At 62.1% G+C, this 14,302-nt stretch carries 12 protein-coding genes; 1 reads left to right on the top strand and 11 read right to left on the bottom strand.

Annotated elements, in window-relative coordinates:
* Positions 1-18: 18 nt before the first annotated feature.
* The 10 genes from astD to acs form a co-directional block, all read right to left on the bottom strand.
* Positions 19-1,485, bottom strand: coding sequence for a succinylglutamate-semialdehyde dehydrogenase (gene astD / locus UB48_RS19810; protein ID WP_176794339.1), 1,467 nt, complete (start codon positions 1,483-1,485; stop codon positions 19-21).
* Positions 1,482-2,507, bottom strand: coding sequence for an arginine N-succinyltransferase (astA, locus tag UB48_RS19805; protein ID WP_045200164.1), 1,026 nt, complete (start codon positions 2,505-2,507; stop codon positions 1,482-1,484). The genes astD and astA overlap by 4 nt, the downstream gene beginning before the upstream one ends.
* A 74-nt stretch (positions 2,508-2,581) precedes the next feature.
* A complete protein-coding gene (gene aruF, locus UB48_RS19800; RefSeq protein ID WP_045200162.1) occupies positions 2,582-3,601 on the bottom strand; it encodes an arginine/ornithine succinyltransferase subunit alpha in 1,020 nt (339 codons plus the stop codon).
* A gap of 132 nt (positions 3,602-3,733) precedes the next feature.
* On the bottom strand, positions 3,734-4,954 hold the full coding sequence (locus UB48_RS19795; protein WP_045200160.1) for an aspartate aminotransferase family protein: 1,221 nt from the start codon (positions 4,952-4,954) through the stop codon (positions 3,734-3,736).
* A gap of 247 nt (positions 4,955-5,201) precedes the next feature.
* Entirely contained in the window at positions 5,202-6,182 is a 981-nt protein-coding gene (argR, locus tag UB48_RS19790; protein ID WP_045200158.1) for a transcriptional regulator ArgR, read from the bottom strand.
* A gap of 98 nt (positions 6,183-6,280) precedes the next feature.
* Entirely contained in the window at positions 6,281-7,045 is a 765-nt protein-coding gene (locus tag UB48_RS19785; protein ID WP_045200156.1) for an ABC transporter ATP-binding protein, read from the bottom strand.
* Positions 7,046-7,112: 67 nt separating this feature from the next.
* Positions 7,113-7,811 (bottom strand): ABC transporter permease, encoded by a 699-nt coding sequence (locus tag UB48_RS19780; RefSeq protein ID WP_045200154.1) that lies wholly within the window; start codon positions 7,809-7,811, stop codon positions 7,113-7,115.
* Complete coding sequence (locus UB48_RS19775) at positions 7,808-8,497, bottom strand: ABC transporter permease (protein WP_045200553.1); 690 nt, start codon at positions 8,495-8,497, stop codon at positions 7,808-7,810. Before UB48_RS19775 ends, UB48_RS19780 begins: the two co-directional genes overlap by 4 nt.
* A gap of 90 nt (positions 8,498-8,587) precedes the next feature.
* Positions 8,588-9,373 (bottom strand): ABC transporter substrate-binding protein, encoded by a 786-nt coding sequence (locus UB48_RS19770; RefSeq protein ID WP_045200152.1) that lies wholly within the window; start codon positions 9,371-9,373, stop codon positions 8,588-8,590.
* 515 nt (positions 9,374-9,888) lie between these two features.
* Positions 9,889-11,850, bottom strand: a complete 1,962-nt coding sequence (gene acs, locus UB48_RS19765; protein ID WP_045200150.1) for an acetate--CoA ligase — start codon at positions 11,848-11,850, stop codon at positions 9,889-9,891.
* 404 nt (positions 11,851-12,254) lie between these two features.
* On the opposite strand from acs, the gene UB48_RS19760 reads away from it, so the two are divergent.
* Positions 12,255-12,515: a DUF2790 domain-containing protein gene (locus UB48_RS19760; RefSeq protein WP_045200148.1), complete on the top strand. Its 261-nt coding sequence runs from the start codon at positions 12,255-12,257 to the stop codon at positions 12,513-12,515.
* Positions 12,516-12,640: 125 nt separating this feature from the next.
* Here the strand turns inward: UB48_RS19760 and UB48_RS19755 are convergent, their stop codons facing one another.
* On the bottom strand, positions 12,641-14,197 hold the full coding sequence (locus UB48_RS19755; RefSeq protein WP_045200146.1) for a sigma-54-dependent phenylalanine hydroxylase transcriptional regulator PhhR: 1,557 nt from the start codon (positions 14,195-14,197) through the stop codon (positions 12,641-12,643).
* Positions 14,198-14,302: the final 105 nt, after the last annotated feature.

Raw genomic sequence — 14,302 nt, 5'->3', positions numbered from 1 at the left:
GGCTCCGTGGACCTTTTGTTATAGGGAGACGCCGGGCGTCAGTGTCGCAGGCAGGGTCAGGCTGGCGGTCTCCAGCGAGGCTACCGGGTAAGCGCAATAATCAGCCGCGTAATAGGCACTGGCGCGGTGGTTGCCGCTGGCGCCCACGCCACCGAATGGCGCGCTGCTGGCGGCGCCGGTCAGTTGCTTGTTCCAGTTGACGATGCCGGCGCGGCTTTGCAGCCAGAAGTACTGGTAACGCGCGTGGGAATCGGACAACAGGCCGGCGGCCAGGCCGTACTGGGTGTTGTTGGCTTCGGCGATGGCCGCATCGAAATCACTGTAGCGAATCACCTGCAGCAGCGGGCCGAAGAACTCTTCGTCCAGGCGCTCGGCGACTGCGCTGACATCGATGATGCCCGGGGTCAACAGGGCAGCGGTGGCTTGCGGCTGGGTCATTGGCAGCAGCGACACGCCGCCGTTGCCGAGCAGGTGCGCCTGGGCATCGAGCAGTGCCTTGGCCGCGCCCAGGGAAATCACCGAGCCCATGAACGGCGCCGGCTGCTGGTCGAAGGCACCGACCGTAATGTTCTTGCTCACTTCGACCAGGCGTTTGAGCAGCGCATCGCCCCAGGCGCCTTGCGGCACCAGCAGGCGGCGCGCGCAGGTGCAGCGCTGGCCGGCGGAAATGAACGCCGACTGGATGATGGTGTACACCGCAGCGTCGAGGTCCTTGACCTCGTCGACCACCAGCGGGTTGTTGCCGCCCATCTCCAGGGCCAGGATCTTGTCCGGGCGCCCGGCGAACTGCTGGTGCAGCAGGTTGCCGGTGCGGCTGGAGCCGGTGAAGAACAAACCGTCGATGCCCGGGTTGGCAGCCAGGGCCACGCCGGTTTCGCGGGCGCCCTGGACCAGGTTGAGCACGCCTGCCGGCAGGCCGGCGTCGATCCAGCACTTGACCGTCAGCTCGGCGACTTTCGGAGTCAGCTCGCTGGGCTTGAACACCACGGTATTACCGGCCAGCAGCGCCGGGACAATATGCCCGTTGGGCAGGTGGCCGGGGAAGTTGTACGGGCCGAACACCGCAACCACACCGTGAGGCTTATGGCGCAGCACGGCGGTGGCATCGGCCAGCGGGCCGCTCTTTTCACCGGTGCGTTCGCGGTAGCTCTGTACCGAAATCGCTACCTTGTTGACCATGCTGGTCACTTCGGTGGCGGCTTCCCACAGCGGCTTGCCGGTTTCTTCACCGATGCAGCGCGCCAGCTCGTCGGCATTGGCCTTGAGCGCCGCGGCAAAGGCTTCAAGCACGCTGATGCGCGCTTCCAGCGACTGCAGCGCCCAGCCGGCAAAGGCCTGGCGCGCGGCCTTGACCGCACTGTCGACCTGCCCGGCGTTGGCGCCCTGGCCTTGCCAGACAACCTGCTGGCTGACCGGGTTAAGTGATTGCAGCGCTTCGCCCTGCCCTGCCTGCCAACTGCCGGCGATAAAGTGAGTCGTCATTATTTGGCCTCCCGGGCAGCAGACAGTGGTACCGCACGCACCTGGTCACCAGCGCTCAGGCGCAGGCGTTTGGCGGTTTGAGGATCGACCACCAGGGTGCCGGCAGCAAGGCGCGCCGGTGCGGCAGTAATGCGGCAGTCTTCACGCTTGCGGTTGTGGATGATGAAGGGGGTGGCATCGTCGCCTGGAGTGCCAACAGCCAGCACCAGTGCCTGGCTGTCGTGCACCGCACGGATCTTGGCGGTCTCGCACTCCACCGCAGGGCCTGCGTCAAAGATATCGACATAGCCCTGGTAGCTGAAACCTTCGCTCTTGAGCATCGCCAGCGCAGGCTCTGTGTCGGTGTGCACCCGGCCAATGACGTTGCGCGCCGCTTCCGAGAGGAAGCAGGTGTACAGCGGAAACTTGGGCATCAGCTCGGCAATGAAGGCCTTGTTGCCGACACCGGTCAGGTAGTCGGCCTGGCTGAATTCCATCTTGAAGAAGTGCCGGCCCAGGCTTTCCCAGAACGGCGAACGACCCTGCTCGTCGGACATACCGCGCATTTCGGCAATGATCTTGTTGCCGAACAGCTCCGGGAACTCGGCGATAAACAGCAACCGCGCCTTGGCCAACAGGCGGCCATTGAGGCCACTGCGGTGATCGGCGCGCAGGAACAGCGAGCACAGTTCGGAGTTGCCGGTCAGGTCGTTGGCCAGGAACAGGGTGGGAATTTCCCGGTAGATGTTCAGCTCCTGGGAAGCGCTGACGGTCAGGCCGACCCGGTAGTTGTACCAGGGCTCACGCAGGCCGACCGCGCCGGCGATGGCAGAGATACCCACCACCACGCCTTCGTCGTTTTCCAGCACGAACAGGTAGTCGGCATCGCCGCGCTCGGCTTCGCCACGGAAGGTTTTCTCGGCCCAGCCGACCCGGTGCGACAGGCGCTCTTCATTGGCCGGCAAGGTGGTCAGGCCGGTGCCGGTGCTGCGCGCCAGCTCGATCAGCGCGGGTAAATCGCTGCTGCGTACGGGACGAACGATCATGCTATCTCCTCGGGCGGCGGCCTTTGGCCTGCCGCAAAACTCGACCTGGGTGCTCGATTATCGAACCGCAGGGATCAAACCGCGACCAGACGCACGCTGGCGCCTTCGCCGACGCCCAGGGCTTCGGCGGCTTCAAGACTGAGGCTGACCGGCTTACCGGGGGCCCAGTCGAGCTCCAGCAGCACTGCGCGGTAGTCCTGCAACTGGCCATTGCTGACCAGGTACGGGCGCCCGCCCTTGCTGGCAGAGTCGTCCAGCTTGACCGGCATCACCCGGCTCTGGGCAATCGACCGGATCCCGGAAACCCGCGCATGCAGGGTCGGGCCGCCGTCGAAAATGTCGATGTAGTGATCGGTCTCGAAGCCTTCGCGCATCAGGATGTCGAAGGTGATCTGCGCCCGCGGATGCACCTGGCCCATGGCCTCCTGCGCGGCGTCCGGCAGCAGAGGCACGTAGATCGGGTAATGGGGCATCAGCTCGGCCAGGAAGGTCCGGCTCTTGAGGCCGCACAGGCGCTCGGCCTCGGCGTAGTTGAGGTCGAAGAAGTTGCGCCCGATGGCGTCCCAGAACGGCGAATCACCATGCTCGTCGCTGTAGCCGACAATCTCGGTCACCACCGATTCGGCAAAGCGCTCCGGGTGGGCGGCCATGAACAGCAGGCGGCCACGGGAGTTGAGCTCGGCCCAGCCGCTGCCGACCAGTTCCGGCAGTACGTAGAAGCTGGTCAGCAGGCTGTTGCCGGTCAGGTCGTGGCACTGCGAGAGGACGTGGATCTTGTTGTGGATCTTCAGCTCGCGCGACGCATGCACGAAGGTCTCGTTGCGAAAGCTGTAGAACGGCTCGGAATAGCCGGCCGAGGCAACGATGGCCGAGCAGCCGACCAGCTTGCCGCTGCTGCTGTCTTCGAGAACAAAGAAGTAGCTCTCTTCACCGTTGAAGCTGACTTCAGCGGCGAAGGAGGTTTCCGAAGCGGCAATCTTGTCGCTCAGGCGACCGGCATCATCCGGCAAGGACGTGACACCAATGGGGCTGTCTGCGGCAAGACGCTGCACTTCGCCCAGATCAGCCATTTGCGCGGGGCGCATCACCAGCATGGTGTCACTCCTTTCGGGTATACAGGCCGACATCCGCCGGCTCAGATAAAAACAGCAGGCGCCCGCAGGCACCTGCTCTGGAATTCGGTATCACCGGCCCCGCAGGGCCGATGACAGGACTGCAGGCGTGAATCAGGCCTGAGTCAGTTTTGCCGCGGCACGCTCGAAACGATCCAGGCCTTCGTCGATGTCGGCATCTTCGACCACCAGGCTCGGGGCGAAACGCACGACATCCGGGCCGGCTTGCAGGACCATCAGGCCTTCTTTCTCGGCGGCGTTGAAGACGTCCTTGGCCTTGCCCTTCCAGGCTTCAGACAACACGCAACCGATCAGCAGGCCAACGCCACGTACCTGGGTGAACAGGCCGTACTTCTCGCCGATCTGCTCCAGGCGCGCCTTGAACTTCTGGTGCTTGGCCTTGACGCCGGCCAGCACTTCGGGGGTGTTGACCACATCCAGCACGGCGTTGGCCACCGCACAAGCCAGCGGGTTGCCGCCGTAGGTGGTGCCGTGGGTGCCGACGGCCAGGTGCTTGGCCAGGTCTTCGGTGGTCAGCATGGCGCCGATCGGGAAACCGCCGCCCAGGCTCTTGGCGCTGGAGAGGATGTCCGGAGTCACGCCGTAGTGCTGGTAGGCGAACAGCGAGCCAGTACGGCCAACGCCGGTCTGCACTTCGTCGAAGATCAGCAGCGCGTTGTGCTTGTCGCACAGCTCGCGGGCGCCTTGCAGGTAGGCAACGTCAGCCGGGACCACGCCGCTTTCACCCTGGATCGGCTCGATGACCACAGCGCAGGTCTTGTCGGAGATCTGTGCTTTGAGCGCTTCCAGGTCGTTGTACGGCACGTGGCTGATGCCGGTGATTTTCGGCCCGAAACCGTCGGAGTACTTCGGCTGGCCGCCGACGCTGACGGTGAACAGGGTACGACCGTGGAAGCTGTTAACGGTGGCGATGATTTCGTGCTTCTCGGGGCCGAAACGGTCGTGGGCGACACGACGGGCCAGCTTGAATGCGGCCTCGTTGGCTTCGGCACCGGAGTTGCAGAAGAACGCACGGTCGGCAAAGGTCGCGTCGACCAGCTTGTGCGCCAGGCGCAGGGCCGGCTCGTTGGTGAACACGTTGGACACGTGCCACAGTTTGTTGGCCTGCTCGGTCAGGGCGCCAACCAGCGCCGGATGCGCATGGCCAAGCACGTTTACGGCGATGCCGCCGGCGAAATCGATCAGCTCGCGGCCCGCCTGATCCCACACGCGGGAGCCCGCTCCACGGACGGGAATGAAAGCCGCCGGTGCATAGTTGGGGACCATCACTTGATCGAAATCGGCGCGTTGCACCGGAGCTTGCGGAGCGGACATCGGAGTCTCCTGAAGAGGAACGCCTGCCTGGAACTGGCGAGCGATGGGGGGATTGTAAGGACAGATCGGCGCCTGACCTTGCCGCCAAGCGACAACTTCTTATAGCGCCAAACCCTGTTTTACCAAGGCTTTCGGCAATGCGACAAATAGGGTCGCAAAGGCGCAGTTTAAACGCTGCGGGGAATATGCGGGAGATTCTGTATGGGCGGTTCGATCGCGGCGACCCGACTTGCCCCGCGATCAAAAATCAGCCGCGCTCGGCGGGTACCGAAGACAGTTCGAACGGGCTGCTGCTTCGTCGCTGGTTACGATCTTCGCGCGGCGTGGCACCGAAGAAGTTGCGATAGGCGCTGGAGAAATGCGGCCCGGAAGAAAACCCGCATGAGAGGCCGATCTGGATGATCGACTTGCTGGTCTGCATCAGCATCTGCCGGGCCTTGTTCAGCCGCAGCTCCAGGTAATACTGGCTCGGCACGCGATTGAGGTACTGCTTGAAGATCCGCTCCAGTTGGCGGCGCGAGACGCATACATGTTGGGCGATCTCGTCGGTGGTCAGCGGCTCTTCGATATTGGCTTCCATCAGCAGCACGGCCTGGGTCAGCTTCGGGTGGCTGGAGCCCAGGCGGTTCTGCAGCGGAATGCGCTGGCGCTCGCCGCCCTCGCGAATCCGCTCGACCACCAACTCCTCCGACACCGCACCGGCAAGCTCGGCACCGTGATCGCGGGCTAGCACCGCCAGCAACAGGTCGATCACCGACATGCCGCCGCACGCTGTCAGGCGGTCGCGGTCCCAGTCGAACAGGTGGCTGGTGGCGATGACCTTGGGGAAACGCTCGGCGAAATCATCCTGCCAGCGCCAGTGCACTGCGGCCCGGTAACCATCGAGCAGGCCCAGTTGCGCCAACGGATAGACCCCCGCCGACAAGCCGCCGACCACGCAACCGGCACGCACCAGTTGCTTGAGTGCGCTGGCCAGGCTCGAGGCCACGGCCTGCGGCGGCTCGTCCGCCAGCAGGAACAGCTTCTGACAGCCTTCGAGCTTGCCCGCCCACGGCTCGCCCGGCAGGCGCCAGGCACCCTCGCCATGCGCTTCGGCCTGCAGGAAGGACAACTCGTAGACCACTTCCGGATGAACCTTCTGTGCTACCCGCAACACCTCCTCGGCCAGCGCCAGGGTCAGGGCTTTGGTGCTGGGCCAGATGAGAAAACCGATTCGCTGGGTGGTCATGGGATGCGGTCCGAAACCTGAGAGAGGTCAAGAAGTTAGAGCCTGGTCAGGCTGCGCTTGATACGCAGCATGACCCATTTTGGTGCAAAGCGGCAATCTTACTTCAAGCTGCCCGAGAGGAACTGCTGCAGACGTTCCGACTGCGGATTGACCAGCACTTCGCGCGGGTTGCCGCTCTCTTCCACCAGGCCCTTGTGCAGGAACACCAGCTGGTTCGACACCTCACGGGCAAAGCCCATTTCGTGGGTGACCACGACCATGGTCCGGCCTTCCTGTGCCAGCGACTGCATGACCTTGAGCACGTCGCCAACCAGCTCCGGGTCGAGCGCCGAGGTCGGCTCGTCGAACAGCATCACTTCCGGCTCCATGGCCAGCGCCCGGGCAATCGCCACGCGCTGCTGCTCACCACCGGACATATGCCCAGGATAGGCGTCCTTGCGGTGGGCGACACCGACTTTGGCCAGGTAGTGCTCGGCTTTTTCCAGGGCGTCTTTCTTCGACATGCCGAGCACGTGCACCGGCGCTTCGATGATGTTTTCCAGCGCGGTCATGTGCGACCACAGGTTGAAGTGCTGGAACACCATCGACAGGCGCGAACGCATGCGCTGCAGCTGCTTGGGATCAGCGGCCTTGAGCGCGCCATCCTTGTTGGCTACCAGCTTCAACTCTTCGTTGTTGAGCAGGATCTTGCCCGCGTGCGGCTGCTCGAGCAGGTTGATGCAGCGCAGGAAGGTACTTTTGCCCGAACCGCTGGAGCCGATGATGCTGATCACGTCGCCTGCCTTGGCCGCCAGGGACACGCCCTTGAGCACTTCGTGACTGCCGTAGCGTTTATGCAGGTCTTGGATTTCGAGTTTGTACATGCTGTCGATTCTCACAAAGCAGTCAGTCTTGAGCTAACGCTCAGGGCGAAAAAGTGGGCGCAGGCCGTCAGTGCTTGCGCGGCGCCAGGTAGCCCAGCCAGCGGCGCTCAGCCAGCTTGAACAGGCGCACCAGAATGAAGGTCAGGCACAGGTAGAACACGCCGGCCGTGATGTAGGCCTCGAACGGCAGGTAGTACTGGGCGTTGACCGTGCGCGCCGCACCGGTGATGTCGATCAGGGTGACGATCGACGCCAGGCTGGTGGTCTGCAGCATCATGATCACTTCGTTGCTGTACTGCGGCAGCGCCCGGCGCAGGGCCGATGGCAGGAGGATGCGGCGGTACATCTTGACCCGCGACATGCCCATGGCCTTGGCCGCCTCGATCTCGCCATGGGGCGTAGCCTTGAGGCTGCCGGCGATGATCTCGGCGGTATAGGCGCTGGTGTTGATGGCAAAGGCCAGGCAGGCACAGAAGGTTGCACTGGACAGCCACGGCCAGAGGAAGCTTTCACGCACCGCTTCGAACTGGGCCAGGCCGTAGTAGATCAGAAACAGCTGCACCAGCATCGGCGTGCCGCGGATCACGTAGGTATAGAGCCAGGCGCTCATGTTCACCAAAGGCTGCTTGGAGACCCGCATCAGGCCCAGCGGGATCGCCGCCAGCAAACCGAACAGCAGCGACAGCGCCAGCAGCTTGAGGGTGGTCAGCAGGCCGCTCAGGTACAGCGGCAGCGCTTCCCAGATGACGTTGTAGTCGAAAATCATAGATCAGCCGCCTTTACGCCAACCGAGTAGCGCTTCTCGAGGTAACGCAGGGCCAGCAGCGAAACACTGGTGATCACCAGGTACAGCGCCGCTACCGCCAGGAAGAAGGTGAAAGGTTCGCGGGTGGCATCGGCCGCCTGCTTGGCCTTGAACATCATGTCCTGCAGGCCCACTACCGAAATCAGTGCGGTTGCCTTGGTCAGGACCAGCCAGTTGTTGGTGAAGCCGGGGATCGCCAGGCGAATCATCTGCGGCACCAGCACCCGGAAGAACACTTGCAGGCTGCTCATGCCATAGGCCATGCCGGCTTCGGCCTGCCCCTTGGGAATGGCCATGAACGCCCCGCGGAAGGTTTCCGACAGATAGGCACCAAAGATGAAGCCCAAGGTGCCGATACCCGCCATCAGCGGATTGAGGTCGATGTAGTCGTCAAAGCCCAGTAGCGGCGCGACGCGATTGAGCAGATCCTGGCCGCCGTAGAAGATCAGCAGGATCAAAACCAGATCGGGAATCCCGCGGATCACGGTGGAATACAGATCGCCGAGCCAGGCCAGCCAGCGCACTGGCGACAAACGCAGCGCCACACCGATCAGACCGAGCACGATGGCCAGGGCCATGGACGACAAGGCGAGCTGTAGCGTCAGCCACGCTCCGTCGAGGATGACTGCCCCGTAGCCTTTCAACATGATGAGGTCCTCGACCTTAGGGATGAAAAAATGGTGCAAACCTCAGAGTCTCTGCTGCTTGCACCATTGAACAGGTGAAACGTCGACGATTTACTTGGCGTCTGGGCCGTAGATGTCGAAGTTGAAGTACTTGTCCTGAATCTGCTTGTACTTGCCGTTGGCACGAATGGCCGCGATGGCAGCGTTGATGCGATCCAGGTTGGCCTTGTCGCCTTTGCGCACGGCAATACCGATGCCGTCACCGAAGTACTTGGCGTCGGTGAACGATGGGCCAACGAAGGCGAAGCCTTTACCGGCGTCAGTCTTCAGGAAACCGTCTTCCAACAGCGTAGCATCGGCGACGGTGCCATCCAGACGGCCAGCGGCGACGTCCAGGTAGATTTCGTTCTGGGTGCCGTAAGGAACGATGGTGGCGCCTTGCGCACCGAACACTTCCTTGGCGAAGCGATCGTGGATCGAGCCGCGCTGCACGCCGATCTTCTTGCCCTTGAGCTCAGTCAGGCCTTCGCTGACCGCAGTACCTTCCTTCATCACCAGGCGTGCCGGGGTCAGGTAGTACTTGCCGGTGAAGTCCACGGACTTCTTGCGATCGTCGGTGATCGACATGGACGACAGGATGGCGTCGATCTTGCGCACTTTCAGCGCCGGGATCAGGCCATCGAACTCTTGCTCGACCCAGGTGCACTTGGCCTTCATTTCTTCGCACAGGGCATTACCGATGTCGTAGTCGAAGCCGGCGATGCTGCCATCAGGCTGCTTGAAAGCGAACGGTGGGTAGGCGGCCTCGATCCCGATTTTCAACGGTTTCTCATCAGCCAGCGCTGCCAGGGAAAACACGGACAGCGCCAGGGCGCCAAGCAGTGCGAGTTTCTTCATCTGGAACTCCATCGGTAAAGGGCAATACGAGGCAGGGTTGAGAACTGCCCGATATGCGAATGGGTACAACGCGAGCTGCGCAGGGTCGGCATTGAAGCAGACGCGACGAGCGAGTGATCGGCATTTTAACGACAGCTCCGAAGCCGATATTTCTTCAATGCGACAACTAGTTACAGAAGCGCAGGAACGCGGGGGCGCAGATATTGACAGCTTTCACGGAATATGCAAAAGCAAAAGACAAATAACCAATCAATGAAGCAATAAGCGGGCCTATTATTGGCAAAGCCTTCTAATCCGGCAAGCGCAGCGTTTCAGCAGGCGAAAACGGGTGGCTGAAATGCCCTGAAAACGTACGGTGGCGTTTCGCAATGCCCCGCTTTTGTGCGAAAGCGGTGACAGAAGGGTTACCGATGATTGTCGAAGTAACAGAAAGCGCAAAGCCCCGCCGGAGTAACCCGGCAGGGCTTTGCGTGGACCCGATCGCTGTGTAGGAGCGGGCTTGCCCCGCGATACCTTTAGGCCGAAGCCTTGCTCATGTCCTTGTGGGTATCGATCAGGTGCTGCACCACACCCGGATCGGCCAGGGTCGAGATATCACCCAGGCCGTCGTACTCGGCCGTGGCGATCTTGCGCAGGATGCGGCGCATGATCTTGCCCGAGCGGGTTTTCGGCAGGCCGGGCGCCCACTGGATGACATCCGGCGAGGCAATCGGGCCGATTTCCTTGCGCACCCAGTTCTTCAGCTCCAGGCGCAGTTGCTCGGTTGGCTCGACGCCGCCATTGAGGGTGACGTAGACATAGATGCCCTGCCCCTTGATGTCGTGCGGTACGCCAACCACTGCGGCCTCGGCGACTTTCGGGTGGGCGACCATGGCACTTTCGATCTCGGCGGTGCCCATGCGGTGGCCGGAGACGTTGAGCACGTCATCGACGCGACCAGTGATCCAGTAGTAGCCGTCTTCGTCGCGACGGGCACCGTCACCCGTGAAGTACATGCCGCGGAAAGTCTTGAAGTAGGTGTCGACGAAGCGGTCGTGGTCACCGTACAGCGAGCGCGACTGGCCCGGCCAGGAATCGAGGATCACCAGGTTGCCTTCGGCGGCGCCTTCGATCAGGTTGCCAAGGTTATCCACAAGGGCCGGCACCACACCAAAGAACGGACGGGTCGCCGAACCCGGCTTGAGCGCGGTAGCGCCTGGCAGCGGGCTGATCAGCACGCCCCCGGTTTCGGTCTGCCACCAGGTGTCGACGATCGGGCAACGCTCCTTGCCGACAGTGTGGTAGTACCAGTTCCAGGCTTCCGGGTTGATCGGCTCGCCCACCGAGCCCAGCAGGCGCAGGCTGGAACCATCGGCACCGGCGACGGCAGCCTGACCTTCAGCCATCATCGCGCGGATGGCGGTCGGCGCGGTGTAGAGGATGTTGACCTTGTGCTTGTCGATGATCTTCGACACGCGGGTGATGTCCGGATAGTTCGGCACGCCTTCGAACAGCACGGTGGTCGCGCCGTTGGCCAGCGGGCCGTAGACGATGTAGCTGTGGCCGGTGACCCAGCCGACGTCGGCGGTGCACCAGTAGACTTCGCCCGGACGGTAGTCGAACACCCGTTCATGGGTCAGCGCGGCGTAGACCATGTAGCCGCCGGTGGTGTGCAGCACGCCCTTGGGCTTGCCGGTGGAGCCGGAGGTGTAGAGGATAAACAGCGCTTCTTCGGCGCCCATTTCCTTCGGCGCGCAGTGGCTGGAGGCAACCTTCATCAGGTCTTCGTACCAGATGTCGCGGTGCTGGTGCCAGGCGATGTCGCCACCGGTGCGCTTGCAGACGATGATCTTCTGCACGCTGCTGGTTTCGGGGTTGGTCAGGGCCAGGTCGACGTTGGCTTTGAGTGCGGTGCGACGACCGCCACGCAGACCTTCGTCAGCGGTGATGACGATCTTTGACTTGCAGTCGATGATGCGCCCGGCCAGTGCCTCGGGCGAGAAGCCGCCGAACACCACCGAGTGGATCGCACCGATGCGGGCGCACGCCAGCATGGCGACCACGGCCTCGGGGATCATCGGCATATAGATGGTGACCACGTCACCGCGGTGCACATCCTGGCCACGCAGGGCGTTGGCGAACTTGCACACTTGCTCGTGCAGTTCACGGTAGGTGATGTTGCGGTGTTCGGAGGGGTCGTCGCCTTCCCAGATGATCGCGACTTGATCGCCGCGCTCGGCCAGATGGCGGTCCAGGCAGTTGTAGGAAACGTTCAGAGTGCCGTCAGCAAACCATTTGATATCGACATGGTGGTCGTCGAAGGAGGTCTGCTTGACCTTGGTGAAAGGCTTGATCCAGTCGAGGCGCTGAGCCTGCTCGCGCCAGAAGCCGTCCGGGTTGATCACCGACTGCTGGTACATGGCCTTGTAGGTCGCCTCGTCGGTCAACGTCTTGGCCGCAACCTCGGGACGAACGGGATACAGGGGAGCCGCACTCATCTTTGTTACCTCGGTGTAATAGTTGTTTTTGTATGACCTCGTTGTAACTGTACCAGACTGCGCCGGCCATTCGACGTTGGTAGTAACGCCCTGGTCTTTTCTCCCTGCGACAAACCGCGAAGGCTCAAGGTCGGGCCTGCACGGCGAAAAAATAAAATTACCCGGCAGTCTGCCAGGCGATTGTTACAGTTTCTGCCAACAGTGTTTATCAAAACCGTGGCTGTTTAAGCGCAGGCCGCACTCCTAGAATTCACCTCGCCAGCAACGGCACCACGATTAACTTTCTTGTAGCCCCCCACGAAGGGAAGTTAATCGGCAAATAATCGTGATAGTTGATCCTGCTGTACACGCGGCGCCACAAGCGCTGCGTGCCCCCTTACGACCTTAGACAGGTAAAAATGAAGATGAAAGCTTTACTGGTATTGGCACTGGGTAGTCTTTGCAGCGTGGCGATGGCCGACGAAGTTGCAAATGGCGGCGCCGAGCAGATTCCGGTTGAACAGTACAGTTACTCGCAACATCTGGACATCGCCAAGGTCATTTCCATGAGCGAAGTGCCGAATGTCTGCGAAGTGGTCCCAGCGCGCATGACCTACGAAGACTCCCAGGGCAAGCGCCACATTCTCGAGTACCGGGTGATGGGTAACGGGTGCTCGAACGGTTGATCCAACGGGTTGACCGCCTGCAGCGCCTCGGTTGGCATTCAACGAGGCGCGCTGCACTATTTGGACAGTACACCTGCAACTAATAACCTGCCTGTATTACCCATACTTTATTAACGCCAGATTAATTAATCCGATTTGCCGACTGCATGTTCACGCAACTTGTTGGCAATCGTGGTGTGGGAAACTCCCAAGCGTTTACCCAGCGCCCGACTGCTGGGAAATTCGCTCATCAAGCGCTCCAGTACTGCCTTCTCGAAACGCCCGACTATTTGCCCCAGGTCGCCCTCAAGGGAAAACTCGCCCAAGGGTTGCCGGCCGCCGTAGTCCGGCAGGCGAATATGTTCAGTCTTGACCACCCCGCCGTCACATAGCGACACGGCCTGAAACAGCACGTTCTCCAGTTGCCGCACGTTGCCCGGCCAGTGGTACTGGCTCAAACGCTCCATGGCCGCTGGCGCAAGCTTGGGCAGCGGGCAACCGATCTGCCGGCTGGCCTGGTCAAGAAAGTGCTCGACCAGCGGCGGCAAGCCGTCCAGGCATTCGCGCAGCGGCGGAATATGCAGCGACAGCACGTTGAGGCGGTGGTAAAGGTCCTGGCGGAATTCGCCACGGGCGCACAACTCGGACAGATCGACCTGGGTGGCACAGATGACCCGCACATCCAGGTACACCTCTTCATCACTGCCTACCCGACGAAAGCAGCCGTCCTGCAGAAAACGCAGCAGTTTTACCTGCAGGCGAGGACTCATCTCACCGACGCCATCGAGGAACAGCGTGCCGCCTGCCGTCAGTTCCAGCAGCCCCAGCTTGCCCTCGGCCCGCGCGCCTTCAAACGCCCCCGGGCCGTAACCGAACAGTTCGGTCTCGGCCATGGACTCGGGCAAGCCGGCGCAGTTGAGCGCCATCAACGGCGCCTGGCCACGGGGGCTGGCCAGGTGACAGGCACGGGCCAGCAACTCCTTGCCGGTGCCGGTCTCGCCTTCGATCAGCAATGGTGCATCCAGCGGCGCCATGCGCCGCGCTTCGCGCACCACCGCAGCCATCACCCGCGAACTCTGGAAGATGCTGTCGAAGCCACGCAACTCCTGCTTGCGCACGTTATAGATGCGCTCGCCTATGCGGTCGGCGCGGTGCAGAGTCAACACCGCACCGGCCAGGGCTTCGCTGTCGTCGTGCTCGGACTGCAGCGGCGCAATATCAGCGAGGAACACATCGCCCTTGACCTTGACCCGCAGGCCGTTGATACGCGACTTGTTCGCCCGCACCAGCTCCGGCAGGTCGAAATCCTCGGCATAACGCGACAGCGGAATGCCCGGCACCTCGTCGACACGCACCCCGAGCAGCTGCGCCGCAGCGCGGTTGGCAGCCACAATGGAGCCGCCCATGTCGATCGACAGCACCGGGAAATCCAGCGCGCCAAGCAAGGCATTGAGCTCCATGTGCCGACGCTCGCTGGGCATCAGGCCGACGCGCTTGACCCCGAACACCCCGGCGATCGATTCGAATTTCGGCCGCAGGGCCTGGAACTGCAGGTTGATCAGGTTCGGGCAGTGCAGATAGATGGCATTGCCATGCTCGCCACCGACCTCACCGCGGGCGACGTTGATGCCGTACTCCACCAGCAGGTTGAGAATGTCGCGCAGGATGCCGATGCGGTTCTGGCAATGCACTTTAATACGCATGAAATGTCCTACAAGAAGGTCTGGTAAGCGCCACGGCAAGCAAGTTTTTGCAGCGACCGAAGAATAGTCGTAAAGATTATGTGACAGATAACCGCAGTTTCAAGG

The organism is Pseudomonas sp. 2(2015), from assembly GCF_000955865.1.
Lineage (GTDB): Bacteria > Pseudomonadota > Gammaproteobacteria > Pseudomonadales > Pseudomonadaceae > Aquipseudomonas.
This window is presented reverse-complemented; position numbering and strand designations above follow the sequence as displayed.

Excerpts from the sequence above, each read along its gene's own strand:
- UB48_RS19775 (WP_045200553.1), bottom strand. The coding sequence starts at position 8,497 with ATGTTGAAAGGCTACGGGGCAGTCATCCTCGACGGAGCGTGGCTGACG.
- UB48_RS19770 (WP_045200152.1), bottom strand. The coding sequence starts at position 9,373 with ATGAAGAAACTCGCACTGCTTGGCGCCCTGGCGCTGTCCGTGTTTTCC.
- UB48_RS19780 (WP_045200154.1), bottom strand. The coding sequence starts at position 7,811 with ATGATTTTCGACTACAACGTCATCTGGGAAGCGCTGCCGCTGTACCTG.
- UB48_RS19760 (WP_045200148.1), top strand. The coding sequence starts at position 12,255 with ATGAAAGCTTTACTGGTATTGGCACTGGGTAGTCTTTGCAGCGTGGCG.
- astA (WP_045200164.1), bottom strand. The coding sequence starts at position 2,507 with ATGATCGTTCGTCCCGTACGCAGCAGCGATTTACCCGCGCTGATCGAG.
- argR (WP_045200158.1), bottom strand. The coding sequence starts at position 6,182 with ATGACCACCCAGCGAATCGGTTTTCTCATCTGGCCCAGCACCAAAGCC.
- UB48_RS19785 (WP_045200156.1), bottom strand. The coding sequence starts at position 7,045 with ATGTACAAACTCGAAATCCAAGACCTGCATAAACGCTACGGCAGTCAC.
- acs (WP_045200150.1), bottom strand. The coding sequence starts at position 11,850 with ATGAGTGCGGCTCCCCTGTATCCCGTTCGTCCCGAGGTTGCGGCCAAG.
- UB48_RS19795 (WP_045200160.1), bottom strand. The coding sequence starts at position 4,954 with ATGTCCGCTCCGCAAGCTCCGGTGCAACGCGCCGATTTCGATCAAGTG.
- aruF (WP_045200162.1), bottom strand. The coding sequence starts at position 3,601 with ATGCTGGTGATGCGCCCCGCGCAAATGGCTGATCTGGGCGAAGTGCAG.
- UB48_RS19755 (WP_045200146.1), bottom strand. The coding sequence starts at position 14,197 with ATGCGTATTAAAGTGCATTGCCAGAACCGCATCGGCATCCTGCGCGAC.